This is a genomic window from Poseidonocella sedimentorum (assembly GCF_900116005.1).
GTDB classification, from domain to species: Bacteria; Pseudomonadota; Alphaproteobacteria; order Rhodobacterales; family Rhodobacteraceae; genus Poseidonocella; species Poseidonocella sedimentorum.
On record NZ_FOYI01000011.1, the window covers coordinates 16,660 to 40,183 of the forward strand.

General features: G+C 65.2%; 23 protein-coding genes. 17 read left to right on the top strand and 6 right to left on the bottom strand.

Translation table 11 applies throughout. The features are described from left to right. The 4 genes from BM353_RS13535 to panC all read right to left on the bottom strand — a co-directional run bounded on the left by BM353_RS13535 (window position 1) and on the right by panC (window position 3,458). Window positions 1-417, bottom strand: coding sequence for a metallopeptidase family protein (locus tag BM353_RS13535; protein WP_092081785.1), 417 nt, complete (start codon window positions 415-417; stop codon window positions 1-3). Continuing rightward, window positions 414-1,661 carry a 3-deoxy-D-manno-octulosonic acid transferase gene (locus BM353_RS13540; RefSeq protein ID WP_092081787.1) on the bottom strand — a complete coding sequence of 416 codons (1,248 nt, stop codon included), beginning with the start codon at window positions 1,659-1,661 and terminating at the stop codon, window positions 414-416. Before BM353_RS13540 ends, BM353_RS13535 begins: the two co-directional genes overlap by 4 nt. 130 nt (window positions 1,662-1,791) lie before the next feature. Continuing rightward, window positions 1,792-2,601: a 3-methyl-2-oxobutanoate hydroxymethyltransferase gene (gene panB, locus BM353_RS13545; protein ID WP_092081789.1), complete on the bottom strand. Its 810-nt coding sequence runs from the start codon at window positions 2,599-2,601 to the stop codon at window positions 1,792-1,794. A 2-nt stretch (window positions 2,602-2,603) separates the two neighbouring features. Continuing rightward, window positions 2,604-3,458, bottom strand: coding sequence for a pantoate--beta-alanine ligase (panC, locus tag BM353_RS13550; RefSeq protein WP_092081791.1), 855 nt, complete (start codon window positions 3,456-3,458; stop codon window positions 2,604-2,606). 158 nt (window positions 3,459-3,616) lie between these two features. On the opposite strand from panC, the gene BM353_RS13555 reads away from it, so the two are divergent. Then, entirely contained in the window at window positions 3,617-6,106 is a 2,490-nt protein-coding gene (locus BM353_RS13555) for a GcvT family protein (RefSeq protein WP_092081792.1), read from the top strand. Between the two features lie 44 nt (window positions 6,107-6,150). On the opposite strand, the gene BM353_RS13560 is transcribed toward BM353_RS13555, so the two are convergent. Together BM353_RS13560 and BM353_RS13565 are read right to left on the bottom strand one after the other, a co-directional pair. Then, on the bottom strand, window positions 6,151-6,678 hold the full coding sequence (locus BM353_RS13560) for a hypothetical protein (protein WP_143104170.1): 528 nt from the start codon (window positions 6,676-6,678) through the stop codon (window positions 6,151-6,153). Window positions 6,679-6,823: 145 nt separating this feature from the next. Further along, complete coding sequence (locus tag BM353_RS13565; RefSeq protein WP_092081795.1) at window positions 6,824-7,438, bottom strand: TetR family transcriptional regulator C-terminal domain-containing protein; 615 nt, start codon at window positions 7,436-7,438, stop codon at window positions 6,824-6,826. 186 nt (window positions 7,439-7,624) lie between these two features. On the opposite strand from BM353_RS13565, the gene BM353_RS13570 reads away from it, so the two are divergent. The 16 genes from BM353_RS13570 to BM353_RS13645 all read left to right on the top strand — a co-directional run bounded on the left by BM353_RS13570 (window position 7,625) and on the right by BM353_RS13645 (window position 23,501). Beyond that, window positions 7,625-8,875: a Zn-dependent hydrolase gene (locus BM353_RS13570; protein ID WP_092081893.1), complete on the top strand. Its 1,251-nt coding sequence runs from the start codon at window positions 7,625-7,627 to the stop codon at window positions 8,873-8,875. 197 nt (window positions 8,876-9,072) lie between these two features. Next, a complete protein-coding gene (locus tag BM353_RS13575) occupies window positions 9,073-9,519 on the top strand; it encodes a hypothetical protein (RefSeq protein WP_092081796.1) in 447 nt (148 codons plus the stop codon). Between the two features lies 1 nt (window position 9,520). Beyond that, window positions 9,521-10,975 carry a dihydropyrimidinase gene (hydA, locus tag BM353_RS13580; protein ID WP_092081798.1) on the top strand — a complete coding sequence of 485 codons (1,455 nt, stop codon included), beginning with the start codon at window positions 9,521-9,523 and terminating at the stop codon, window positions 10,973-10,975. A gap of 44 nt (window positions 10,976-11,019) precedes the next feature. Then, a complete protein-coding gene (locus BM353_RS13585; protein WP_425439422.1) occupies window positions 11,020-11,796 on the top strand; it encodes an ABC transporter ATP-binding protein in 777 nt (258 codons plus the stop codon). After that, window positions 11,793-12,023: a hypothetical protein gene (locus tag BM353_RS13590; protein WP_092081802.1), complete on the top strand. Its 231-nt coding sequence runs from the start codon at window positions 11,793-11,795 to the stop codon at window positions 12,021-12,023. The genes BM353_RS13585 and BM353_RS13590 overlap by 4 nt, the downstream gene beginning before the upstream one ends. Next, entirely contained in the window at window positions 12,016-12,909 is an 894-nt protein-coding gene (locus tag BM353_RS13595; RefSeq protein ID WP_092081804.1) for an ABC transporter permease, read from the top strand. Before BM353_RS13590 ends, BM353_RS13595 begins: the two co-directional genes overlap by 8 nt. A gap of 156 nt (window positions 12,910-13,065) precedes the next feature. After that, complete coding sequence (locus BM353_RS13600) at window positions 13,066-13,887, top strand: ABC transporter permease (RefSeq protein ID WP_092081806.1); 822 nt, start codon at window positions 13,066-13,068, stop codon at window positions 13,885-13,887. Window positions 13,888-13,928: 41 nt separating this feature from the next. Continuing rightward, window positions 13,929-14,918, top strand: a complete 990-nt coding sequence (locus BM353_RS13605) for an ABC transporter substrate-binding protein (protein ID WP_092081808.1) — start codon at window positions 13,929-13,931, stop codon at window positions 14,916-14,918. A gap of 151 nt (window positions 14,919-15,069) precedes the next feature. Continuing rightward, window positions 15,070-15,969, top strand: a complete 900-nt coding sequence (locus BM353_RS13610) for a metal ABC transporter substrate-binding protein (protein WP_143104171.1) — start codon at window positions 15,070-15,072, stop codon at window positions 15,967-15,969. 10 nt (window positions 15,970-15,979) lie between these two features. Beyond that, complete coding sequence (locus BM353_RS13615; RefSeq protein ID WP_092081895.1) at window positions 15,980-16,879, top strand: manganese/iron ABC transporter ATP-binding protein; 900 nt, start codon at window positions 15,980-15,982, stop codon at window positions 16,877-16,879. A gap of 29 nt (window positions 16,880-16,908) precedes the next feature. Next, window positions 16,909-17,736, top strand: coding sequence for a metal ABC transporter permease (locus tag BM353_RS13620; protein WP_092081897.1), 828 nt, complete (start codon window positions 16,909-16,911; stop codon window positions 17,734-17,736). Then, window positions 17,733-18,572 carry a metal ABC transporter permease gene (locus BM353_RS13625; RefSeq protein WP_092081812.1) on the top strand — a complete coding sequence of 280 codons (840 nt, stop codon included), beginning with the start codon at window positions 17,733-17,735 and terminating at the stop codon, window positions 18,570-18,572. The genes BM353_RS13620 and BM353_RS13625 overlap by 4 nt, the downstream gene beginning before the upstream one ends. An 86-nt stretch (window positions 18,573-18,658) precedes the next feature. Continuing rightward, window positions 18,659-20,152 (top strand): glycerol kinase GlpK, encoded by a 1,494-nt coding sequence (gene glpK, locus BM353_RS13630; RefSeq protein ID WP_092081814.1) that lies wholly within the window; start codon window positions 18,659-18,661, stop codon window positions 20,150-20,152. A gap of 136 nt (window positions 20,153-20,288) precedes the next feature. Next, on the top strand, window positions 20,289-21,716 hold the full coding sequence (locus BM353_RS13635) for a circularly permuted type 2 ATP-grasp protein (RefSeq protein ID WP_092081816.1): 1,428 nt from the start codon (window positions 20,289-20,291) through the stop codon (window positions 21,714-21,716). A 4-nt stretch (window positions 21,717-21,720) separates the two neighbouring features. After that, the gene (locus BM353_RS13640) at window positions 21,721-22,674 is read left to right on the top strand and encodes an alpha-E domain-containing protein (RefSeq protein ID WP_092081818.1); all 954 of its coding nucleotides are present in this window, start codon (window positions 21,721-21,723) and stop codon (window positions 22,672-22,674) included. After that, window positions 22,671-23,501, top strand: coding sequence for a transglutaminase family protein (locus BM353_RS13645; RefSeq protein ID WP_092081820.1), 831 nt, complete (start codon window positions 22,671-22,673; stop codon window positions 23,499-23,501). The genes BM353_RS13640 and BM353_RS13645 overlap by 4 nt, the downstream gene beginning before the upstream one ends. Window positions 23,502-23,524: the final 23 nt, after the last annotated feature.

Consider the following 23,524-nt stretch of genomic DNA (forward strand, 5'->3'; position numbering starts at 1 on the left):
CTATTCCCACCACCGGTCGATGCGCGCGATCTCCTCGTCGGTCCAGCCGAAATGATGCGCCAGCTCGTGCACCAGCACGTGGGAGACCAGCGCGCCGAGGGTGACCGTGCCCCGGTCAGCCCATTCATCGAGGATCGGGCGGCGGAAGAGCCAGATCGTATCCGGCGGGCCGGCGGGATCGTCAAAGGACTTTTCGGTCAGAGGCACGCCCTCGTAGAGCCCGGTCAATTCGAACGGGCTGTCGATCCCGAGGTCATCGAGCATCGCGTCATCGGGCAGATCGGCAATCCGCAGCAGGACCTGCGCGGCGGCGGCGCGAAACTGCGCCGGGAGCCCGCTCATGGCCGCGCGCGCGAGCGTCTCGATCGCGTCGAGATCGGGCGCTTCGGCCTCTTGCCAGGGCAGCTCGTCGCTCATCGCAGCAGCGGGTCAAGCCGCGAAAACAGCCCGTCCACATCCTGTTCCGAGGTGAGGGCCCGGCGCGCGTTGTGGCACAGCTCGGCGGCGCGGGCGGGCTCCATCGCGGCGATGATCCCGGCCTGAAGCTCCCCCGCATCGCGCACCAGAAGCGCGCCGTCCTCCTGCTGGAGCCGCGAATAGATGCGGGCGAAGTTCTCCAGGTGCGGCCCGTGCAGCAGGGCGCAGTCATGGGCGGCGGGCTCGTAGGGCGTGTGCCCCCCGCGCGGCGCGAGCGATCCGCCGATGAAACAGGCGCGGGCGGCAGAGTACCAATTCGGCATCTCGCCCATGGTGTCGGCGAGCAGGACCTGCGTTTCGGCGTCAATCGACGCGCCGACGCTGCGGCGGGCAACGCGCAGACCCGCGTCCTGCAGCAGGCGCGCGATCCTGTCGCCCCGGTCCGGGTGGCGCGGGGCGAGGATGAGGCGAAGCTCGGGTTTGGCGACAAGGGCGGCGAGATGGGCGGCGATGATGATCTCGTCTTCGCCGTTGTGGGTCGATGCGGCGAGCCACGTTGCCTCGCGCGGCCAGATCCCGGCGAGCGGGTTTGGCCCGGCAACCTCGGGCGGATCGTAAAGCGCCTTGAGGTTGAGCCGGGGCGCAACGCGCGCGTTGGGCAGGCCGAGCGCGACGAAGCGGTCCTGGCTGTCGCCATCCTGCGCCGAGAGAAGCCGCACGCTTTCCAGCACGATCCGCGAGATCACGGAGAGTTTCTCCCAGCGGGCCGCCGAGCGGCGCGAGATGCGCGCGCCAAGGACGATCACGGGCAGGGCCGCCTCGGCTGCGGCGAGAAAGCGGTTGGGCCAGAATTCGTTTTCGATGATGATCAGCGCGCGGATGTCATTGGCCCGGATGAGCCGCCGCGCGACCCACCGCAGATCGAGCGGCGCGAGCTGGGCGCGGGTTTGCGGCAGACCCCAGCCGCGGGCCATGTCGCGGGCGGTCACGGTGTTGCAGGTGATCAAGAGGCGATACTTGGGGTAGCGCGCGCGCAGCTTGTCGATGAAGACCCGGGCGGAATTGAGCTCGCCGTTGCTCGCGCCGTGGATCCAGAGGGTCGGGCCCGGGTCGGTCGGGCGGGACGCCGCGCCCAGTCGCTCGCGCAGGGCGCCGCTGTCCTCCCGGCCGCGCCAGCGGCGGATCAGCAGGGCAAGCACCAGAACGGGCGCAGCGAGCGTAATCAGAACCTGATAAAGCAGCACAGCAACACCTTCGGTCTCCCGAAAGCCCGCCTAGCCCAGCGGGGGGCGTGACACAAGCGCGCAATGCCCCCCGCGCCGGAGGCGGGAAAAAACCGTGGCTTCCCCGCCGCGATCGGCGAGTGGGCGGGGCTCAGCGGTAGACCTGATCCGGCCCGGGGAAGGTGCGCTCGCGCACCTCTTCGGCGTAGTCGCTGACGGCCTTTTCGATGGAGGGGCCGAGATCGCCATAGACCTTGACGAATTTCGGTGTCCATTCATTGAGGCCGAGCATGTCTTCGAGCACGAGGATCTGGCCGTCGCAATTCTTCGACGCGCCGATGCCGATGGTGGGGATGTCCACCGCGGCGGTGATCTGATCGGCGAGCCCCTCGACGACCCCCTCGACCACCACGGAAAACGCCCCCGCTTCGGCCACCGCGACCGCATCCTCGATATGCGCGGGCCAGCTGTCTTCCTCGCGGCCTTGGGTCTTGAAGCCGCCCATCACGTGGCTCGATTGCGGCGTGAGGCCGATATGGGCCATCACCGGGATGCCGCGTTCGGTGAGGAAGCGGATCGTTTCGGCCATGCGCTTGCCGCCCTCGATCTTGATCGCGCCGCAGCCGGTTTCCTTCATCACCTTGGCCGCGTTGCGGAAGGCGACGCCGGGGCTTTCCTCATAGCTGCCGAAGGGCATGTCCACGACGATGAGCGCCTTTTGCGTGCCCCGCACCACCGCGCGGCCATGCATGATCATCAGGTCGAGCGGCACGCCGACGGTGCTGTCCATGCCGTGCATGACCATGCCGAGACTGTCGCCCACGAGGATGAAATCGGCATATTTGTCGACGATCGCCGCGGTGTGGGCGTGGTAGGAGGTGAGCGAGACGATCGGCTCCCCGCCCTTGCGCACGGCAATCTGGGGCACGGTGGTGCGGCGGATTTTCTTCTGGCTGGACATGGCTACTCCTTCCCGGGGCCGACGACGCGCTGGTCGATCAGCAGGACCTCTCCGAACTGGACGGAGAGCATGATGGCGGTGGGCCCGTCGAGCGGGCCGGAGATGTCGGCGAGGGTTTCGGCGCGGACGATGTCGAGCCCGGTGAGCGTCGCGCGGGGCTCGGAGGCGATCACGACCTCGATGTCCTGGCGCAGGGCGGCCACGGTCGTGCCTGATGCGGCGAGCGCCTCGGCGCGGTCAAGGGCGGTCGAAAGGACCGCCGCCGCGGTGCGATCCGCCGGGCTCAGCCGGACGTTGCGCGACGAGAGCGCCAGCCCGTCGGCCTCGCGCACCGTGGGCACGCCGATGATCTCTACGGGCATGTGCAGATCCCGGACCATCCGGCGGATGATCTGGAGCTGCTGATAATCCTTCTCGCCGAAGACCGCGCAATCGGGGGCGATGATGTTGAAGAACTTTGCGACCACGGTCGTCACCCCGCGGTAATGCCCCGGCCGAACCTCGCCATGGAGCATGTTGGCCATGCGCGTCGTCTCGACGATGGTCTCCGCGCCCTCGGGATAGATCTCGCGCGCCTCGGGGGTGAAGACCGCATCGACCCCGGCGTCGCGCAGCATCGCCAGATCGCGCTCCAGATCGCGCGGGTAGGCATCGAGATCGTCGGGGTTCTCGAACTGGGTCGGGTTCACGAAGATCCACACCACGACGCGGCCGCCCTCGGCGCGCGCGCGCTCCACCAGCGCCATGTGCCCGTCATGCAGGAACCCCATCGTGGGGACGAGCGCGATCCGGTCGCCACCGGCCCGATACGCCGCAACCTCGCCGCGGATTTCGCCGATTGTCCTACAGATTTGCATCGCCCCTCCACGGCTCACCGCCTGAGTGATACTGCGCCCCGCCGGGGGCCACAACTCCATTGCGCGGTCGGTTTCATGGGCAAACCTGTCGGAAGAGGCCTGCGGATTTCGCCGCATGCGCTAAAACAGGAAGGTGGAATGCCTGTTGGGAGATCGCCATGAAAACGCAAGTCAGAGCGCTCGTTGTGGGCGGCGGGGTGGTCGGGACCTCGGTCGCCTATCATCTGGCCCGGGCCGGGTGGGATGACGTCATGCTGCTGGAGCGCGACGAGCTCACCAGCGGCAGCACATGGCACGCGGCGGGCCTTCTGCCCTATTTCAACATGTCCTATGCCTCCACGCATATCCACGACTACTCGATCAAGTTCTACAAGACGCTTGAGGAAGAGACCGGGCTGAACCCCGGGTTCTCGGTGGTGGGCAACCTGCGCATGGCGCGAAGCCAGGCGCGGATGGAGGAGTATCAGCTTTACGCCGCCACCGCCGAGAACGTCGATGTGCCCTACGAGTGGATGACCCCGACGCAGATCAAGGCGCGCTGGCCGTTGGTGCGGACCGAAGACCTCGTCGGCGCGATCTATCACCCGACCGATGGCTACATAAACCCCGCCGATGTGACCATGGCGATGGCCAAGGGCGCGCGGCAACGCGGCGTCTTGATCGAGCGGAAATGGCAGGTGGACGGGTATGAATGGACCGGGTCGCATTGGAACGTCTCCGCCACCAAGATGACCGAGAAGGGCGGCAACCTCGTTCCCACCGACGAGAAGATCGTGATCGAGGCCGAGCACGTCGTCACCGCGACGGGCAACCACGCGCAGCGCACCGCGCGGCTTCTGGGCATCAAGACGCCCGCCGTGCCGGTGGAGCACCAGTTCATCGTGACCGAGCCCGACCCGGCGCTGGTCGCGTGGCGCAAGGACAACCCCGAGCACCCGGTGCTGCGCGATGTGGATGCGCGCTGGTACGTGCGTGAGGAGCGGGGCGGCTGGATCCTCGGGCCCTATGAGGACGGGGCGCCCGCGCGGTTCCGCTACAACGTGCCGGACAGTTTCCGCGCCGATCTCTTCCCGCTCGATCTGGAGCGGATCGAACAGGAATACATGGAGTTGATCCATCGCATCCCCTCGACCGAGGAGGTGGGGCTCAAGGACGATTTCAACGGCCCGATCTGTTACACGCCCGATGGCAACCCGCTGCTGGGCCCCGCACCGGGCCTGCGCAACATGTGGCTCGCCGAGGGGTTCTCCTTCGGGATCACCGCGGCGGGCGGGGCGGGCTATTACCTCGCGCAATGCATGGTGGAGGGCGAGGCCGAGATCGACATGGCCTCGCTCGATCCCAAGCGCTACGGCGACTGGATGACCTCGGAATACGCGCGCGCAAAGAACGAGGAAACCTACAGCTACCTGCTGAAGCTGCACTACCCCGACGAGGAGCGCCCCGCCGCGCGGCCCCTGCGGACCTCGCCCGCCTATGATCGCCAGAAAGCGCGTGGCGCGCAGTTCGGGCAGGTCAACGGCTGGGAGCGGCCCAACTATTTCGCGCCCGAGGGGCTTGACGACGCACAGTCCTGGAGCTTCCGGCGCGGGGCGTGGTGGCCGCATGCGGTCGAGGAGGCGAAAGCGATCCGCGAGGGCGTGGGCCTGATCGACGCCACGGCCTTCACCAAACACCGGATCAGCGGCCCCGGCGCGACCGGGTTCCTCGACTGGTTCACCTGCAACAAGCTGCCCAAGGTCGGGCGGATCAACCTGACCTACGCGCTCACACGCGCGGGCACGGTGCGGACCGAGTACACCATCATCCGCACGGGCGAGGATGACTACACGCTCATCTCCGCCGGCGCCTGGTCGGCCTATGATCAGGACTTTCTCTACAAGGCGATCTCCGACAAGGAGCCCGAGTTCGGGCGGATCAATGCGGAGGACGTGACCACCAAGTGGGGCGTCTTTGCCATCGCCGGGCCGAAATCGCGCGATGTGCTGGCGGCGCTGGTGCAGGATGCCGAGCCGGAGACGGCCCTGTCGAACAAGCGCTTCCCATGGCTCTCGGTGCGGGACATCGAGCTTGGCATGGTGCCGGTGCGCGCGGTGCGCGTGGCCTATACCGGCGAGCTGGGGTGGGAGTTGCACCACCCGATCGAGATGCAGACCCACCTCTTTGATCAGCTCATGGAGGCGGGCGAGGCGCATGGCCTCAAGCTTGTGGGCGCGCGGGCGCAGAACTGGCTCCGGCAGGAGAAAAGCTACCGCGCCTTCGGCAATGAGTTGGGCCGGGATGCGACGCCGCTGGAAGCCGACCTGCCGCGCTTTGTCGATCTCTCCAAGGCGTTCCACGGCAAGGCCGCAATGGAGGCGACGGGCGTGCGGGCGAAATGCGTGACCTTGCTGGTTGATGGGCCTGCGGACGCGGATCCCTGGGGCCGCGAGGCGCTCTATGATGGCGAGACCCGGGTGGGCCGGCTGACCTCGGGCGGCTATTCGGTGGTCTTCGGCAAGAGCATCGGCATGGGCTACGTCCGCCCCGATCTGGCGGTGCCGGGCACGAAGCTCAAGGTCAAGATGTTCGACGCGCTTTGGGATGCGGAGGTCGTCGAAGACAGCCCGCATGACCCCACCAACACGCGCATTCGCGTGGACGGATGATCCGCATCTGCCCCTGTCCCGGCCAGCGGCTTACAACCGGCGAATTAGAGCGCCGCGCGTTTCCGGCGACGCCGGCCCGCAAGACCCAGCCCCGCCAAACCCGTCAGCGCAAAGGCCGCGCTGGCAGGCAAGGGAACGACGGATGTGTCCTCATAGTCCAGAGTCGCAGACAGTCTGTTGGTCGACGAGACCAGATCCACGCCAGGGCTGAGGTTCAGGGTCACAATCAGCGAGCCATCGGCCAGGAAGCCGTTCAAGTCGGATTGGGTGATTGTGTATGTCACCGAAAATTCGCTTGTCGTCGGCCTGATCCTTCCGAAGCTTGTCGCATCCACCGAGGCATTGATATATTCGGCATCCGCGTTGAGATCGCCGCGGCCGAATATGGTCAGTGTGCCTGAAGAGGCGGCGGGCGCGAGGCCGCTGAAGGTCAGGACGAAGGGATTGTTGGAGGCTCTTATGGCCTGCTGCGAATTGAGGATCGTCTGGGTTTGCTGAACGGTGGCGGCATCTGCCGCGCCCGCGCATAGAATGGTCATGGCAATCGCCGTTGCGGCCCTGTGCAGGGTCATGAGGTCTCCTCCAAAAGGGTGTGTTTTTAAAAACCGAAACCTGAAACGCCTTGCCGGTGAGCCCTTCAAGAAATTAACCTTTGGTCAATAAAATCGTCGGGGCCGGCGGTCTGCCGCGGCGCGCCTGGAGCGCGCGCGCAAAATTTCAGCAGCTGAGCATCCGTGCGTAGAGCGCTTCGAGATGGGCCCAGGCGCTTTGCTGCACGTCGCTCCCTTCCAGAAGCACGCGGGTCTGGGCTTCGAAATCGGCGTAGTGCTGGGTCGTGGCCCAGATCGACAGGATCAGGTGGCGCGGGTCGAGCGGCGGCAGGCGCCCGGCGTCGATCCAGCTTTGGATCAGCGCGGCCTTTTCCTCGAAGAGCGGTTTCAGCCCGGTCTCCAGATGCGGCCCCATGCGCGGCGCGCCCTGGACGATCTCGTTGGCAAAGAGCCGGCTCTCGCGGGGAAACTCGAACGCCATCTCCAGCTTGCGCCGGATGTAGCGCAAAAGCTCCTCGCGCGGCTCGCCTTGCGGATCGATGGCTTCCAGCGGCGCGAGCCAGGTTTCCATCAGCCGATTGAGAACATCGACGTGGATCGCCTCCTTGCTGTCGAAATAGTAGAGCAGGTTGGGCTTGGAGAGCCCCGCCTCTCCCGCGATCTGATCGAGCGTCGCGCCGCGAAACCCGTGTTGGGAAAAGATCTCCAGCGCCGCGTCGGTGATCCGGGTGCGGTTGCGTTGCTGGATGCGGCTGAGTTTGGGTTGGGTCGCGTCGTCCATGCCTGCCTTCGGAGTGCTGCCTTTTGAGGCAGTCGGGTTGACAAATGACACACGAGACCCGGGCTGAACCAATCGGCTTCCTTGACAGGGGCGGGACGCGTTGCAATCGTGCCTTGACCAAATGGTAAAAAATGCGTCGCGGGCTGGCAAGCTCCGATGCGGCGGAACGGCAAAGAGGGGACGACCATGGCCGCAGCTGGTGAGAATCTACGCATCGATCCCGATCGGCTCTGGGACAGCCTGATGGAAATGGCCAAGATCGGACCCGGTGTCGCGGGGGGCAACAACCGCCAGACCCTGACCGACGCGGATGCCGAAGGCCGGGCGCTTTTCCAGAAGTGGTGCGAGGCGGCGGGCTGCGAGATGGGGCTCGACCAGATCGGCAACATGTTCGCCACGCGGGCCGGAACGGACCCGGACGCGCTTCCCGTTTACGTGGGCTCGCACCTCGACACCCAGCCTACGGGCGGGAAATACGACGGGGTCCTTGGTGTGCTCGGCGGGCTGGAGCTTGTCCGGACGATGAATGATCTCGGGATCAAGACCAGGCATCCGATCGTCGTCGTGAACTGGACCAACGAGGAGGGCACGCGCTTTGCCCCCGCGATGCTGGCCTCGGGCGTCTTTGCCGGGAAACACGAGCTCGACTGGGCTTACGATCGCGTCGATTCGGCGGGCAAACGGTTCGGCGATGAGCTGGAGCGGATCGGCTGGAAGGGCGACGAAGAGGTCGGCGCGCGCAAGATGCACGCGCTCTTTGAGCTTCACATCGAACAAGGGCCGATCCTTGAGGCCGAGGGCAAGGATATCGGCGTCGTGACTCATGGGCAGGGCCTGCGCTGGGTGCAATGCACCGTCACCGGCAAGGAAAGCCACACCGGCTCGACTCCCATGCACATGCGGCTCAACGCGGGGAGGGGTCTGGCGCGGATCACCGAGCTGGTCCACGAGATCGCGATGAAACATCAGCCGAACGCGGTGGGCGCCATCGGGCATATCGACGTGTACCCGAATTCGCGCAACATCATTCCCGGCAAGGTCGTCTTCACCATCGATTTCCGCAGCCACCTTCAAGAGGTGATCGATGCGATGATGGAAGAGTTCCACGCAAAGGCGCCCGGGCTCTGCGAGGAGATCGGGGTCACGCTGGAGACCGAAATCGTCGGCCAATTCGATCCGCCCGCGTTTGACGAAGGCTGCGTCGCGGCGGTGCGGGATGCGGCCGAGCGGCTGGGGTATTCGCACATGGATATCGTTTCGGGCGCGGGGCACGATGCCTGCTGGATCAATGACCTGGCGCCGACGGCGATGGTGATGTGCCCTTGCGTGGACGGGCTGTCGCACAATGAGGCGGAAGAGATTTCGAAAGAATGGGCTGCGGCCGGGGCGGATGTGTTGATGCATGCGGTTCTGGAGACGGCGGAGATTGTGGAGTAGCGCCGGACCGGGGGCGCTGCCCCCGGACCCCCGGAGTATTTGACAAGAGAAGAAGAGGGGCGGGGGCCCCGTCGGCTGGGAGCGGAAGATGAGCACAGTGATCAGGGGAGGCACGGATGTTACCGCGGAGTTTTCGGCGATTCAGCACTCGCCAAACTAGAAAAACGCTGAGCTTTGAAGGCGCATATTCGAGACCGATGATTGTCATATCATTGTGCGTTGCCGCATCGGGTGGATCGGCGCAATCGGAACTGAGGCCGCTGGATGACATCCTGTCGGGCAACCCGGAGACGTCTTATGCGTACACCCGGTGCGCGGCATTCTACTCGTCGATCCTGCAATGGGCTGGATCCGGGATGGGTCAGGAAGAGTACGATGGTTACAAGGAATACGGAGACGCCCTTTACTACGTTTCCATTGCAATTCGAGAAAGCCAGAGCGCCAAGAACCTAGCCCAGATCGGCAGGTCTGTTGACGCCGACGTGCAGAAAATCACCGATCTCTATGAGAGGAACTATCAAAGGAGCTACGCTTCGAGCGGGGACGCTTGGACCGGAAACTCACTTTGGGAGAGCGACGCAGAAACCTGCAAGCCGATCGCTGAAATTGCCCAAGACGCCGCCAAGGCGATAGGAGTGCGATAGAATGTCTACAATCATAAAAAACGGAACCATCGTAACCGCTGATCTGACCTACAAGGCGGATGTTCTTGTCGAAGGCGGGAAGATCGTCGAGATCGGTCAGGGGCTTTTGGGCGACGAGGTGCTGGATGCGAGCGGCTGTTTTGTGATGCCGGGCGGGATCGATCCGCATACGCATCTGGAGATGCCGTTCATGGGGACCTATTCCAGCGACGATTTCGAGAGTGGAACGCGGGCGGCTCTCTCAGGCGGGACGACGATGGTTGTGGATTTCGCGCTGCCTTCGCCGGAGCAGGGGCTCCTCGATGCGCTGCAGATGTGGGACAACAAGTCGACGCGGGCGCATTGCGATTACTCGTTTCACATGGCGATCACCTGGTGGAGCGAGCAGGTGTTCGACGAGATGGAGACCGTCGTGCGCGAGCGCGGGATCAACACGTTCAAGCATTTCATGGCCTACAAGGGCGCGCTCATGGTCAATGACGATGAGATGTATGCCTCGTTCAAGCGCTGCGCGGAGTTGGGGGCTTTGCCGCTGGTCCATGCGGAGAATGGCGATGTTGTGGCCGAGCTGCAGCGCAAGTTGATGGAAGAGGGCAATGACGGGCCGGAGGCGCATGCGTTTTCCCGCCCGCCGCAGGTCGAGGGGGAGGCCACGAACCGGGCGATCATGATCGCCGACATGGCGGGGGTGCCGCTTTACGTGGTGCATACGTCTTGCGAGGAGGCGCATGAGGCGATTCGGCGGGCGCGGATGCAGGGCAAGCGGGTCTATGGCGAGCCGCTGATCCAGCATTTGACGCTTGATGACAGCGAATATGCGCATCCCGATTGGGATCACGCGGCGCGGCGCGTCATGTCGCCGCCGTTCCGCAACAAGCAGCATCAAGACAGCCTTTGGGCGGGGCTCCAGAGCGGGTCTCTCTCCGTGGTGGCCACCGATCACTGCGCCTTCACGACCGAGCAGAAGCGCTATGGCGTGGGCGATTTCACCAAGATCCCCAACGGGACCGGCGGGCTGGAGGACCGGATGCCGATGCTCTGGACCTATGGGGTCGGGACCGGGCGGCTCACGCCGAACGAGTTCGTGGCCGTGACCTCGACCAATATCGCCAAGATCCTGAATTGTTACCCGAAGAAGGGCGCCGTTCTTGTCGGGGCGGATGCCGATCTCGTGGTGTGGGATCCGGAGAAGGAGAAGGTCATCAGCGCCGAGAACCAGCAGTCGGAGATCGATTACAACGTCTTTGAAGGCAAAAAGGTCAAGGGCCTGCCGCGCTATACGCTGACCCGTGGGCGCGTGGCCGTCGAGGACGGGGCGTTCAAGGGGCAGGAGGGGCATGGCGAGTTCGTCAAGCGCGAGCCGAGCACGCCGGTCGCCAAGGCGCTCTCGACATGGAAAGAGCTCACCGCGCCGCGCAAGGTGGAACGGTCGGGCATTCCGGCGAGCGGGGTGTAAGCTTGGGGGCGCTGAGAGACGTGACGGGTGAGCCGATGACGCAGATGGGCGAGACGGTGGTCGCGGCCTCGGGCGTGGACCTCACCTTCGAGACGAACGACGGGCCGGTCCATGCGTTGAAGGGCGTGGATCTGGAGATTGGCAAGGGCGAATTCGTCTCATTCATCGGGCCGTCGGGCTGCGGCAAGACGACGTTTTTGCGCTGTATCGCCGCGCTGGAGACGCCGACGGGCGGGACGCTGACGGTCAACGGGATGAGCCCGGACGAGGCGCGGCGGGCGCGGGCCTATGGCTATGTGTTCCAGGCGGCGGGCTTGTATCCCTGGCGGACGATCGGCGGTAATATCCGCCTTCCGCTGGAGATCATGGGCTATGACAAGGCGGCGCAGGCGGAGCGGGTCGCGCGCGTGCTGGAACTGGTCGATCTTGCCGGCTTCGAGAAGAAATATCCCTGGCAGCTTTCGGGCGGCATGCAGCAGCGGGCCTCGATCGCGCGGGCGCTGGCCTTTGACGCGGATATCCTGCTGATGGACGAGCCGTTTGGTGCGCTTGACGAGATCGTGCGCGATCACCTCAACGAGCAGCTTCTGGCGCTTTGGGCGCGGACGGGCAAGACCATCGGGTTCGTGACCCATTCGATTCCGGAGGCGGTGTACCTCTCGACCAAGATCGTCGTCATGAGCCCGCGTCCGGGGCGGATCACGGATGTGATCGAGAGCCCGCTGCCGAAGGAACGGCCGCTCGACATTCGCGACAGCAAGGAGTTCATTGAGGTGGCGCACCGGGTGCGCGAGGGGCTGCGCGCGGGGCATGAGGCATGAGCGCGTTTCTCGCCATCCTCAGTGCCGTTGTCGCGGCCCTGCTGGGCCTCATCGCATACGGCGCCTTGAGCGATTTCCGGTTTCGCGGATGCCATGAAATGCCGGCAACGGAATGGGAATACACGGCAAATTGCTCCGATGGGGTCTTGGCGATACGCCTGTTCGGCCTCGGGGCGCTCATCGCCACCGGTGCCGCGGTGGTGATGTGGAGACGGCGGAATGCGTAATCTCGGGCCTATCCTCACGGTCGTCGCGGCGATTGTCGTGATCTGGTACGCGGGCGCGGTGGGGCTCAATGCGGCGTGGTCCAAGGATCAGGCGGCGCGGGCCGGCGTCGAGCTGAGCTTTGGCGAGATGGTGAGTCAGACGCTCTCGCAGGATCGGCCCAAACTGCCGGCGCCGCATCAGGTGGCCGTCGAACTTTGGCAGAGCACCTGGGTCGAGGAGACGCAAGGGCGGCGCGGGCTGGTGCGGAGTGGATCGCTCTCGAATCGGAGCCTTGTCTACCACGGCTGGCTGACGCTGTCGGCGACGCTTCTGGGCTTTGCCATCGGCACGGGCGCCGGGGTACTGCTGGCGGTCGGGATCGTCTACAACCGGGCGATGGACATGAGTGTCATGCCCTGGGCCATCGCGAGCCAGACCATTCCGATCCTCGCCATCGCGCCGATGATCATCGTCGTGCTCAATTCCATCGGGATTTCAGGGCTGCTGCCCAAGGCGATCATCTCGGCCTATCTGTCGTTTTTCCCCGTGGTCGTCGGCATGGTGAAGGGGCTGCGCAGCCCTGACGCGATGCAGCTTGACTTGCTTCGGACCTATAGCGCCAGCGGGGGGCAGGCGTTCTGGAAGCTCCGGCTGCCCGCCTCGATGCCCTATTTCTTCGCCTCGCTGAAGGTCGCCATCGCGGCGTCTCTGGTCGGCGCCATCGTGGGTGAGCTGCCGGTCCAGCAAGGGGGCTTGGGCGCACGTCTTCTGGCCGGGAGCTACTATGGCCAGACGGCCCAGATCTGGGCGGCGCTCTTCGCGGCGGCGGCGCTTGCGGCGGTGCTCGTGGGGATCGTCGGCGTGATCCAGCGGCGGACGCTCACACGGATGGGGATGGCGCGATGAAGAATATGTTGCGGCAATTTGAGCGGTCTGGAGCTTGCCATGTCTTACCGTGATTTGAAGTACGGTCGTACTGCGGACATGCTTCTCCGTATGGACGGAATATTCTTGCCAATCGCTTGCGTGGTCAGCGCAGGGTGGATCGATCCTTCACTGGGAATGATCGTTGCGGTTTGGCTGGGTGCGTGGTGGGTGAACGCTTGGATTGCCAGCTATGACATGTCCATTACGCGTCTCGCAGCGCCTGTTTTGTTTGGCGCCACACTCCTCGTCCTGTGGGAGATGGCCGTCAGGCTCTACAACATCCCGTCGGTCATCCTGCCCGCCCCGAGCGCCATCGCCGCGCGGATGGCGGCAAGCCCGGATATTCTCTGGGCGGATCTGGTTCAGACCGTCTTCAAGGGCGCGCTCTCGGGCTACCTCATCGGCTGCGGCGCGGCGGTACTCACGGCCATCGCCATCGACCGCTCGCCCTTCCTCCAGCGCGGCCTCCTGCCGGTCGGCAATTTCGTGGCGGCCCTGCCCATCGTCGGCGTCGCGCCGATCATGGTCATGTGGTTCAACTTCGGATGGGAATCAAAGGCGGCGGTGGTCGTCATCATGATCTTCTTCCCGATGCTGGTGAACACGGTCGAGGGGCTCAAGGCCACCGAGGCGATGCAGCGCGACCTGATGAAGACCTACTCGGCCGGCTACTGGCAGACGCTCTTCAAACTGCGCCTGCCCGCGGCCATGCCCTTCATCTTCAACGGGCTCAAGATAACCACCACGCTCGCGCTCATCGGCGCGATCGTTGCCGAATTTTTCGGCTCGCCGGTGCTCGGGATGGGCTTTCGAATCTCAACCAGCATCGGCTTGCTGGAACTCGAGCTCGTTTGGGCCGAGATTGTCGTGGCCGCGGTGGTGGGCTCGATGTTTTACGGCGGGGTCGCGCTTCTGGAGCGCATGGTGACCTTCTGGCACCCCTCGCAACGCGGTTAATCAAAAAGGGCCCTCGAGCCCGGTCAACACGGGAGACCAATATGAAGACTTTCGCCAAAACCCTCAGCGCCGCCGCACTGGCAGCCATGGGCACATCCGCATGGGCGGCAGATGATCTGACGCTGCAGCTCAAATGGGTCACGCAGGCGCAGTTCGCGGGCTACTACGTCGCCCTCGAAGAAGGGTTCTACGAGGACGAAGACCTCAACGTGACGATCAAACCCGGCGGGCCGGATATCGCGCCGGTGCAGGTGCTGCTCGGTGGCGCGGCGGATGTGATGGTCGATTGGCTGCCGTCCGCACTCGCCGCGCGCGAAAACGGCGCGCCCATTGTCAACATTGCCCAGCCGTTCAAATCCTCCGGCTTGATGCTGACCTGCCTGAAGGAACACGGCATCGAGAGCCCCGAGGATTTCCCCGGCCACACGCTCGGGACATGGTTCTTCGGCAACGAGCTGCCGCTCTATTCCTGGATGTCCAAGCTCGGCTACGCGACCGACGGCTCCGAGGGCGGCGTGACGATCCAGAAGATCAACTTCAACGTCGATCCGCTGCTGCAAAAGCAGGTCGAATGCGCCACGACGATGACCTACAACGAGTATTGGCAGGTGATCGACGCAGGGCTCACCGAGGATGATCTGGTGGTCTTCAAGTATGAGGATCAAGGGATCTCGACGCTTGAGGACGGGCTCTACACGACCGAAGAAAACCTCGCTGATCCGGAGATGGTCGACAAGCTGACGCGCTTTGTGCGGGCCTCGATGAAGGGCTGGAAATACGCCGAGGAGAACCCCGATGCGGCGGCCGAGATCGTGCTCGACTACGACGACACCGGCGCCCAGACCGAGGCGCACCAGAAGCGGATGATGAGCGAGGTTGCCAAGCTCACAGCCGGCTCCAACGGGGCGCTTGACCCGGCCGATTTCGACCGCACGGTCGATGTGCTGCTGAGCTCCGGGGCCGATCCGGTGATCACCTCCAAGCCCGAAGGCGCCTGGACCCACGAGATCACCGATGCGGCGCTGAACTGAGCCCAAGGGGCCTTGCCCGCCACAGTGAAGAGCAACCCGGCATCTCGGTGCCGGGTTTTTCATTTTGCGCCTGCCGATCTCGGGGCCGCGCCTTGACTTTGTTGAGAACGAGTCGCACCTAGAGGTGAAAGCTGAAATGAAAGTGTGGCCAATGAAGAGTTTGCGTCTTTTGGGTGTGGCGATGGCGATGCTTGCATGTGCGGGCGGTGCGGCCGTTGCGGAGGGCAAGCTCAAGGTTGCCACCAGCTTCACCGTTCTGGCCGATATCGCGGCCAATGTGGCGGGCGATGCGGCGGAGGTCGTCTCGATCACCAAGCCCGGCGCCGAGATCCACGGCTATCAGCCCACGCCGCGCGACATCGTCGGCGCGAGCGACGCCGATCTGGTGCTTCGCAACGGGCTCAATCTCGAGCTCTGGTTCGAGCAGTTCCTGCGCAATCTCGGCGATGTGCCTTCGGTCACGGTGAGCGAGGGGATCGATCCGATCCCGATCAGCGAGGGCGCGTATGAGGGCAAGCCGAACCCTCATGCCTGGATGGGGCTGAGCAGCGCCGAGATCTACGTGGACAACATCGCGGCCGCGCTGAGCGCGGCGGACCCGGCCCATGCGGAGAGCTTTCGCGCCAATGCCGAGGCCTACAAGGCCGAGCTCCGCGCCGCGATCGAGCCCTTGCGCGCGCGCATCGCCGCGATCCCCGAAGAGCGCCGCTGGCTGGTGAGCTGCGAAGGCGCGTTCAGCTATCTGGCGCGGGATTTCGGCATGAAAGAGCTCTATCTCTGGCCGATGAATGCCGATCAGGTCGGCACGCCGAAACAGGTCCGGGCGGTGATCGACGGGGTGCGCGAGAACAATATCCCGGTGGTCTTTTGCGAAAGCACCGTGAGCAACAAACCCGCCGAGCAGGTCGCGCGAGAAACCGGCGCAGAGTTCGGCGGCGTGCTTTACGTCGACTCGCTGAGCGAAGAGGACGGGCCCGTGCCGACCTATCTCGATCTGCTGCGCGTGACGGCAGAGACCATCGCGCGCGGGCTCGAGGGTGGCGGCGCGTGAGGAGAACATCATGCGAGATCTAGCCGAAGACCCGACCACGCAAAGCGCCGAGGGTGGCCCCGGCAGCGGCATCCGTGCGCGGGGCCTCACCGTCACCTATCGCAACGGTCACACCGCGCTCACCGACGCCAGTTTCGAGATCCCGCGCGGCACCGTGACGGCTCTTGTCGGCATCAACGGCGCCGGTAAATCGACGCTTTTCAAGGCGATCATGGGGTTTGTCCCGGTCGCCAGCGGGGATATTTCCCTGCTGGGCCGCGATGTGAAGACCGCGCTGCGTGAGAACCTCGTGGCCTATGTGCCGCAATCGGAGGACGTCGACTGGGCCTTCCCGGTGCTGGTCGAGGACGTGGTGATGATGGGCCGCTACGGGCGCATGGGCTTTCTGCGCCGCCCCCGCAAAGCCGATCACGAGGCGGTCGAGGCGGCGCTCGACCGCGTCAACATGCTCGATTATCGCAAGCGTCAGATCGGCGAGCTCTCGGGCGGCCAGCGCAAGCGTGTCTTTCTCGCGCGCGCCCTGGCGCAGGACGGGCAGGTGATCCTGCTCGATGAGCCGTTTACCGGGGTGGACGTCAAGACCGAAGATCAGATCGTCGCGCTGCTGCGCGATCTGCGGGATGAAGGGCGCGTCATGTTGGTCTCGACCCACAACCTCGGCTCGGTGCCCGAGTTCTGCGACCGCACGGTCCTGATGCGCGGCACGGTGCTGGCCTATGGGCCGACGGAGACAACCTTCACGCCCGAGAACCTCGCCCAGGCCTTCGGCGGGGTCTTGCGGCAGTTCACCCTCGGCGGCACCGATCTGCACGATGACGAGGACGCCCGCGCGGTCATGATCCTGACCGATGACGAGCGGCCCTTCGTCCAGTACGGCGACCGGACCCATACGCGTGAGGGCGGCGCGTGACACTGCTGGAGCCCTTCGCCTACAGCTACATGACCAACGCGATGCTCGTCTCGGCGCTGGTGGGCGGGGTTTGCGCGTTTCTGTCGGCGTATCTGATGCTCAAGGGCTGGTCGCTCATCGGCGACGCGCTCTCGCATTCGGTCGTGCCCGGGGTGGCCGGGGCCTACATGCTCGGGTTGCCGTTTGCGCTTGGCGCCTTCATCGCGGGCGGGCTCGCGGCGGGGGCGATGCTCTTTCTCTCCGAACGTTCGGGCCTCAAGATCGACGTGATCATCGGCCTGATCTTCACCGCCTTCTTCGGGCTCGGCCTCTTCATGATTTCGGTGAGCCCCACCTCGATCGACGTGCAGGCCATCACCATGGGCAACATCCTCGCCATCTCGCCCGCCGACACGGCGCAGCTTCTGGTGATCGCGGGCGTCTCGCTGACCGTGCTCGTGCTGAAATGGCGCGATCTCATGGTCGTCTTCTTCGACGAGGCGCACGCGCGCTCCATCGGGCTGCGCCCCGAGCGGCTCAAGGCGGTGTTCTTCGTCCTGTTGTCGGCCTGTATCGTCGCGGCGATGCAGACGGTCGGGGCCTTTCTCGTCATCGCCATGGTCGTCACGCCGGGCGCGACGGCCTATCTGCTCTGCGACCGGTTCGCGCGACTCATCCTGACCTCGGTCGCCATCGGCGCGACGACGAGTTTCTTCGGGGCCTATTTCAGCTACTTCCTCGACGGGGCGACGGGCGGCGTGATCGTCACGCTCCAGACGCTGGTCTTCCTCGCCGCCTTCCTGCTCGCGCCCAAACACGGGCTCCTCGCATCGCGGGCCCGCGCCGCCGAGGCTCTTGCCCGGGGGCCGGCGCGATGATCGACGCGGCGCTGCTGCCCTTCCAGTTCGGCTTCATGCAGAACGCCTTCCTGATCTCGCTCATCGTGTCGGTGCCGACGGCGCTGCTGTCGTGTTTCCTTGTGGTGCGGGGCTGGGCGCTGATGGGCGATGCGGTGAGCCATGCGATCCTGCCCGGCATCGTGCTGGCCTACATCCTCGGCATTCCGCTGATGATCGGGGCCTTTGCCGCGGGCATGTTCTGCTCGGTGGCAAGCGGCTATCTGGCGCAGAACAGCCGGGTGAAACCCGACACGGTGATGGGCGTGGTCTTCTCGGGCATGTTCGGGATCGGCATCGTGCTCTTCGTCGCCGTCGAGAGCGACGCGCATCTCGATCATATCCTCTTTGGCAACATGCTCGGCGTCGGGCCGCAGGATCTGCTGACCGCCGGGGCGATTGCCGCCGTGGTCAGCGCCGGGCTCCTGCTCTTCTGGAAGGATCTGCTGCTCCAGAGCTTCGATCCGGCGCAGGCGCGCGCCTCGGGCCTGCGGACCGGGTGGCTGCATTACGGGCTGCTCTCGGCGCTCTCGCTGACCATCGTCGCGACGCTCTCCGCGGCGGGGCTCATCCTTGCGATCGGCCTGCTGATCGCGCCGGGCGCAATCGCCTTTCTCATCGTGCGCAGCTTCGGGCAGATGCTGGTGGCCTCGGTCGTCATCTGCCTCACAGCGATGCTCGCCGGGACCTACCTCAGCTTCTTTCTCGACAGCGCGCCGGCGCCGACCATCGTGTTGATCCTCACCGCGATTTTCCTGCTCGCCCTCATCCGCCGCATGCGGATCACGCGCGCCGCCACGGCGGGCGAGGGCGGCTGATCTCCTGAGCCACGCCAGAGCCGTTTGACCTTCCGCACGAAGGTGGGCAGTGTCGTTCCGGCAAGATATTCGGGGGAGAGCTGTCCATGGGGCATATTCTGGCAATCGATCAGGGCACGACATCGAGCCGGGCGATCCTGTTTGACGGCGCGATGGGGATTGCGGGCTCCACGCAGGAGGAATTTCAACAGTATTTCCCCGACAGCGGCTGGGTCGAGCATGAGGCGATGGACCTGTGGGAGACCGTGCGCCGAACCTGCCGGGCAGTGCTGGAGCAGACAGGCGTCGGCGCGGGCGAGATCGCCGGGATCGGCATCACCAACCAGCGCGAGACCACGGTCGTCTGGGATCGGCGCAACGGCAAACCGCTGCACCGCGCCATCGTCTGGCAGGACCGGCGCACCTCGGCAATCTGCCGCGCGCTGAAGGAGGACGGGCACGAGTCGCTCATCGCCGATACCACCGGGCTGCTGCTCGATCCCTATTTCTCGGGCACCAAGCTCAAGTGGATCCTCGACGAGGTGGATGGCGCGCGCGAGGCGGCGCGGGCGGGGCATCTGGCCTTCGGCACGGTCGACAGCTGGCTGATCTGGCATCTGACCGGGGGCAAGCGCCACGTGACCGACGCCACAAACGCCGCGCGCACCATGCTCTATGACATCCGCAAGGGCGAATGGAGCGCGGAGATCTGCGCGCTACTGGACATCCCGCTCTCGATGCTGCCCGAGGTGCTCGACAGCTCGGCCGATTTCGGGGTGACGGACGCGGAGCATTTCGGCGCCGCGCTGCCCATCCTCGGCGTTGCCGGCGACCAGCAGGCGGCGACCGTCGGGCAGGCCTGTTTCAAGCCGGGCATGATGAAATCGACCTACGGGACCGGCTGTTTTGCGCTGCTCAACACCGGCGAGACGCCGGTGACCTCGTCCAACCGGCTCCTGACCACCATCGCCTACCAGTTCGACGGCAAGCCGACCTATGCGCTCGAAGGGTCGATCTTCATCGCCGGCGCGGTGGTCCAATGGCTGCGTGACGGGCTGGGGATCATCGGCTCGGCCTCCGAGACGCAGCCGCTCGCCGAAGCCGCGGACCCGGCGCAGGAGGTGATCCTCGTGCCCGCCTTCACCGGGCTCGGGGCGCCCTATTGGGATGCTGATTGCCGCGGCGCGATGTTCGGCCTCACGCGCGGCACCGGGCCCAAAGAGCTGTCGCGCGCGGCGCTGCGCAGCGTCGGCTTCCAGACCCGCGATCTGCTGGAGGCGATGCGCGCCGACTGGCAGGACGTGGGCGGCGAGGCGGTGCTGCGGGTGGACGGCGGCATGAGCGCCTCGGACTGGACGATGCAGTTCCTCGCCGACATCCTCGGCGCGCCGGTGGACCGGCCCCGCGTGCTGGAGACGACCGCGCTCGGCGCCGCATGGCTCGCGGGCCAGCGGGCGGGGCTCTATCCGGGGATGGACGGCTTCGCCGCGCAATGGGAGGCCGCCCGCCGGTTCGACCCCAGCATGGAGGCCGCGGAGCGCACCCGGCTCTACGACGGCTGGCAAAGTGCCGTTAAGGCAACCTTGGCTCACAGGGGATGAGCCATGGCCAAGGCCCTGCGCCTGCACAGAAGATCGGCGTCTTGACCCCGGCCGGAATCAACGCGCGTAATGAATTTGGTGCGGGCCATTGCACCCGCGTGCGTCAGGTGGTTCTCTCGGCACGAAGGGAGTGCATATGAATACAAAGACCCCCCCAGTCTATTTCGATGAAATGAGCGACACCGGAGGGATTCGAGCGCCCTACAAGCGCCTCGATGACTGGCACCGCACCATGCCGTCCGGGATCCGCAACATCAAACAGCATGAGGCCGAGGCGCTCTTCCGCCGCATCGGCATCACCTTCGCCGTCTATGGCGAGGGCGGCGATCCGGAGCGGCTGATCCCGTTCGACATGTTTCCGCGCGTCTTCACCTTCGGCGAATGGCGCAAGCTGGAGCGCGGCATCAAGCAGCGCGCGCAGGCGCTCAACATGTTCCTGTCGGATGTCTATGACCGGGGCGAGATCGTGAAGGCCGGGCGCATTCCGGCCGATCTGGTCTATCGCAACGAGGCTTTCGAGATCGCGGTTCACGGCTTCCGCCCGCCGAAAAGCGTCTTCAGCCATATCGTCGGGATTGACCTCGTGCGCACCGGTCCGGACCAGTTCTACGTGCTGGAGGACAATTGCCGCACGCCCTCCGGCGTCTCCTACATGCTGGAGAACCGGGAAATCATGATGCGCATGTTCCCCGACCTCTTCGTCAAGAACCGCATCGCGCCGGTCGATCACTATCCCAATGCGCTGAAATCCACTCTGGCCTCCGTCGCGCCGCAGAAATGCGATCACGAGCCCCGCGTCGTCGTCCTCACGCCCGGGCATTTCAACTCCGCCTACTACGAGCACACCTTCCTCGCCGACATGATGGGGGTCGAGCTTGTCGAGGGGCAGGATCTCTTCGTGGAGGGCGATTTCGTCTACATGAAGACCACCGAAGGGCCCAAGAAGGTCGACGTGATCTATCGCCGGCTGGACGATGCCTTCATCGATCCGCTCTGCTTCCGGCCAGACTCGATGCTCGGCGTGCCGGGGCTGATGTCGGTCTATCTCTCCGGCGGGGTGACGATCTGTTCCGCCCCCGGCGCGGGCGTGGCCGATGACAAGGCGATTTACGTCTATGTGCCCGAAATGATCCGCTTTTATCTCGGCGAGGAGCCGATCCTCGAAAACGTGCCGACCTTCCAGTGCGGCAAGGCCGATGACCGCAAATACGTGCTGGAGAACCTGCCCGAGCTGGTGGTCAAGGAGGTGCACGGGTCCGGCGGCTACGGGATGCTGGTGGGGCCGAAGTCGAGCAAGAGCCAGATCGAGGCCTTCCGCGCCAAGATCGAGGACAACCCCGGGGGGTACATCGCTCAGCCGACGCTCGCGCTCTCGACCTGCCCGACCTTCGTCGAGGAGGGGATCGCACCGCGGCACGTGGATCTGCGGCCCTATTGCCTCATGGGCGAGAAGATCGAGCTTGTCCCCGGCGGGCTCACGCGGGTGGCGCTCACCGAGGGCTCGCTCGTGGTGAACTCATCGCAGGGCGGCGGCGTCAAGGATACTTGGGTCATGGCGGAGTAACGACATGCTGAGCAGGACCGCAGGACATCTCTACTGGCTGGGCCGCTATCTGGAGCGGGCCGAAACCGCCGCGCGGCTGATGGAAGTGGGCGGGCGCAACGCGCTGTTGCCCAACACCACCGGCGGGCACCGCAACGAATGGGAAGCCGTGCTTCAGGCCATGGGCACCTTCGAGGCGTTTTCGGAAAAATACTCCGACACCGGCCAGCGCAACGTCGAGACATTCCTCTTTTTCGACCAGTCGAACCCCTCCTCCATCGCCTCCTGTATCGGGGCGGTGCGGGAAAACGCGCGGGTGGTGCGCACCGCGATGACCGTGCGGCTCTGGGATGCGATCAACACCGCCTTTCAGGATCTCAAGGAAATGAGCCGGACCGAGCGCAGCCAGTTGTCGATGAGCGATCTCATCGACTGGACGATGAAGGTCTGCGCCGAGATCCGCGGTTCGATCGAAATCGCCCAGCTGAGAAACGACGGCTATCACTTCCTCAACATCGGCATGGCCATCGAACGCGCCGACAACACCGCGCGGCTGCTCAACGTGAAATACTACGTGCTGCTGCCGTCGATGCGCTATGTCGGCTCGGGGCTCGACAACTACCAGTGGGTCACGCTCTTGCGCGCGATGTCGGCGCACCGATCCTTCATCTGGACCTATGATGGCGAGCTCAGCCCGGCCAAGATCGCGCATTTCCTGATCTTCAACCAGCTTTTCCCGCGCTCGCTCCTGACCTGCAGCATGAAGACCGCCGACCATCTCGACCATCTGGCCCGCGGCTATGGCAAGAGCACGGAGGCGCAGCAGAAGGTGCGCGAGATCGTGGGCGAGTTGGCCGAGGGGCAGGTCGAGGATATTTTCGAAGAGGGGCTGCACGAGTTTCTCATGCGGTTCATGGTGGCCAACGAGGACCTCGCCCGCGCGGTCCAGAGCGCCTATCTCGGGGGGGCAGAGGCATGAAGCTCAGGATCGAACACGAGACCCGCTACCGCTTCGATGCGCCGGTGCGCGGCGTGATTCAGGCCCATCGCCTCTGGCCGGGAAGTTTCGAGGGGCAAAACGTGCTTTCGTGGAAGGTCGACACCGATGGCGGCGTGGTGGGCGCGAGCTACTGTGACGCGGCCGGCGACCGGATCAGCACCGTCACCTGGCGCACACCCGTTGAGGAATTCGCAATCACGGTGAGCGGTCTTGTCGAGACCGCCGATACCTCGGGCGTGTTGCGGGGGTTCAAGGAGCGCTCCGTGCCCGCCGCCTACCTGCGCCACACCCAGCAGACCTACCCGGACGCGGCGCTCAGGACGCTCTGCGAAGAGGCGCTGGAGGGCATGGAGGAGGCGGGCCCCCTCGACCGGGCCCACAAACTCGCGGCCTGTGTCGCCGAAGCGATCGAATATGCGCTCGGCGAGACCGAGCCCCACACCACCGCCGCCGAAGCACTCGCGCTTGGCAAGGGCGTTTGCCAGGACCACGCCCACACGCTCATCGCGCTGTGCCACATCGCCGGGATCCCCGCGCGCTACGTCTCCGGCTACCTGCACGCCCGCGAGGACGGCGCCCCGCACGAGGCCTCCCATGCCTGGGCGGAGGTGTTCATCGGCGGTCTGGGCTGGGTCGGGTTCGACGCGGCCAACGGCTGCTGCCCTGATGAGCGCTACGTCCGGCTCGGCTCGGGGCTCGATTCCCTTTACGCGGCGCCAATCCGCGGCATCGCGAGCGGCGCGGCCTCCGAGGACCTCAACGTGCGCGTGACCGTCGCCGCGCAGGAGCAGTTCCAGCAACAATAACGCCCCAGACCGGAAATCGCAGG

Excerpts from the sequence above, each read along its gene's own strand:
- BM353_RS13625 (WP_092081812.1), top strand. The coding sequence starts at position 17,733 with ATGATCGACGCGGCGCTGCTGCCCTTCCAGTTCGGCTTCATGCAGAAC.
- panC (WP_092081791.1), bottom strand. The coding sequence starts at position 3,458 with ATGCAAATCTGTAGGACAATCGGCGAAATCCGCGGCGAGGTTGCGGCG.
- BM353_RS13555 (WP_092081792.1), top strand. The coding sequence starts at position 3,617 with ATGAAAACGCAAGTCAGAGCGCTCGTTGTGGGCGGCGGGGTGGTCGGG.
- BM353_RS13585 (WP_425439422.1), top strand. The coding sequence starts at position 11,020 with ATGGGCGAGACGGTGGTCGCGGCCTCGGGCGTGGACCTCACCTTCGAG.
- BM353_RS13535 (WP_092081785.1), bottom strand. The coding sequence starts at position 417 with ATGAGCGACGAGCTGCCCTGGCAAGAGGCCGAAGCGCCCGATCTCGAC.
- hydA (WP_092081798.1), top strand. The coding sequence starts at position 9,521 with ATGTCTACAATCATAAAAAACGGAACCATCGTAACCGCTGATCTGACC.
- BM353_RS13575 (WP_092081796.1), top strand. The coding sequence starts at position 9,073 with ATGATTGTCATATCATTGTGCGTTGCCGCATCGGGTGGATCGGCGCAA.
- BM353_RS13590 (WP_092081802.1), top strand. The coding sequence starts at position 11,793 with ATGAGCGCGTTTCTCGCCATCCTCAGTGCCGTTGTCGCGGCCCTGCTG.
- BM353_RS13635 (WP_092081816.1), top strand. The coding sequence starts at position 20,289 with ATGAATACAAAGACCCCCCCAGTCTATTTCGATGAAATGAGCGACACC.
- BM353_RS13595 (WP_092081804.1), top strand. The coding sequence starts at position 12,016 with ATGCGTAATCTCGGGCCTATCCTCACGGTCGTCGCGGCGATTGTCGTG.
- BM353_RS13645 (WP_092081820.1), top strand. The coding sequence starts at position 22,671 with ATGAAGCTCAGGATCGAACACGAGACCCGCTACCGCTTCGATGCGCCG.
- BM353_RS13640 (WP_092081818.1), top strand. The coding sequence starts at position 21,721 with ATGCTGAGCAGGACCGCAGGACATCTCTACTGGCTGGGCCGCTATCTG.
- BM353_RS13565 (WP_092081795.1), bottom strand. The coding sequence starts at position 7,438 with ATGGACGACGCGACCCAACCCAAACTCAGCCGCATCCAGCAACGCAAC.
- BM353_RS13610 (WP_143104171.1), top strand. The coding sequence starts at position 15,070 with ATGAAGAGTTTGCGTCTTTTGGGTGTGGCGATGGCGATGCTTGCATGT.
- BM353_RS13605 (WP_092081808.1), top strand. The coding sequence starts at position 13,929 with ATGAAGACTTTCGCCAAAACCCTCAGCGCCGCCGCACTGGCAGCCATG.
- BM353_RS13600 (WP_092081806.1), top strand. The coding sequence starts at position 13,066 with ATGATCGTTGCGGTTTGGCTGGGTGCGTGGTGGGTGAACGCTTGGATT.
- glpK (WP_092081814.1), top strand. The coding sequence starts at position 18,659 with ATGGGGCATATTCTGGCAATCGATCAGGGCACGACATCGAGCCGGGCG.
- BM353_RS13615 (WP_092081895.1), top strand. The coding sequence starts at position 15,980 with ATGCGAGATCTAGCCGAAGACCCGACCACGCAAAGCGCCGAGGGTGGC.
- panB (WP_092081789.1), bottom strand. The coding sequence starts at position 2,601 with ATGTCCAGCCAGAAGAAAATCCGCCGCACCACCGTGCCCCAGATTGCC.
- BM353_RS13570 (WP_092081893.1), top strand. The coding sequence starts at position 7,625 with ATGGCCGCAGCTGGTGAGAATCTACGCATCGATCCCGATCGGCTCTGG.
- BM353_RS13620 (WP_092081897.1), top strand. The coding sequence starts at position 16,909 with ATGACCAACGCGATGCTCGTCTCGGCGCTGGTGGGCGGGGTTTGCGCG.
- BM353_RS13560 (WP_143104170.1), bottom strand. The coding sequence starts at position 6,678 with ATGACCCTGCACAGGGCCGCAACGGCGATTGCCATGACCATTCTATGC.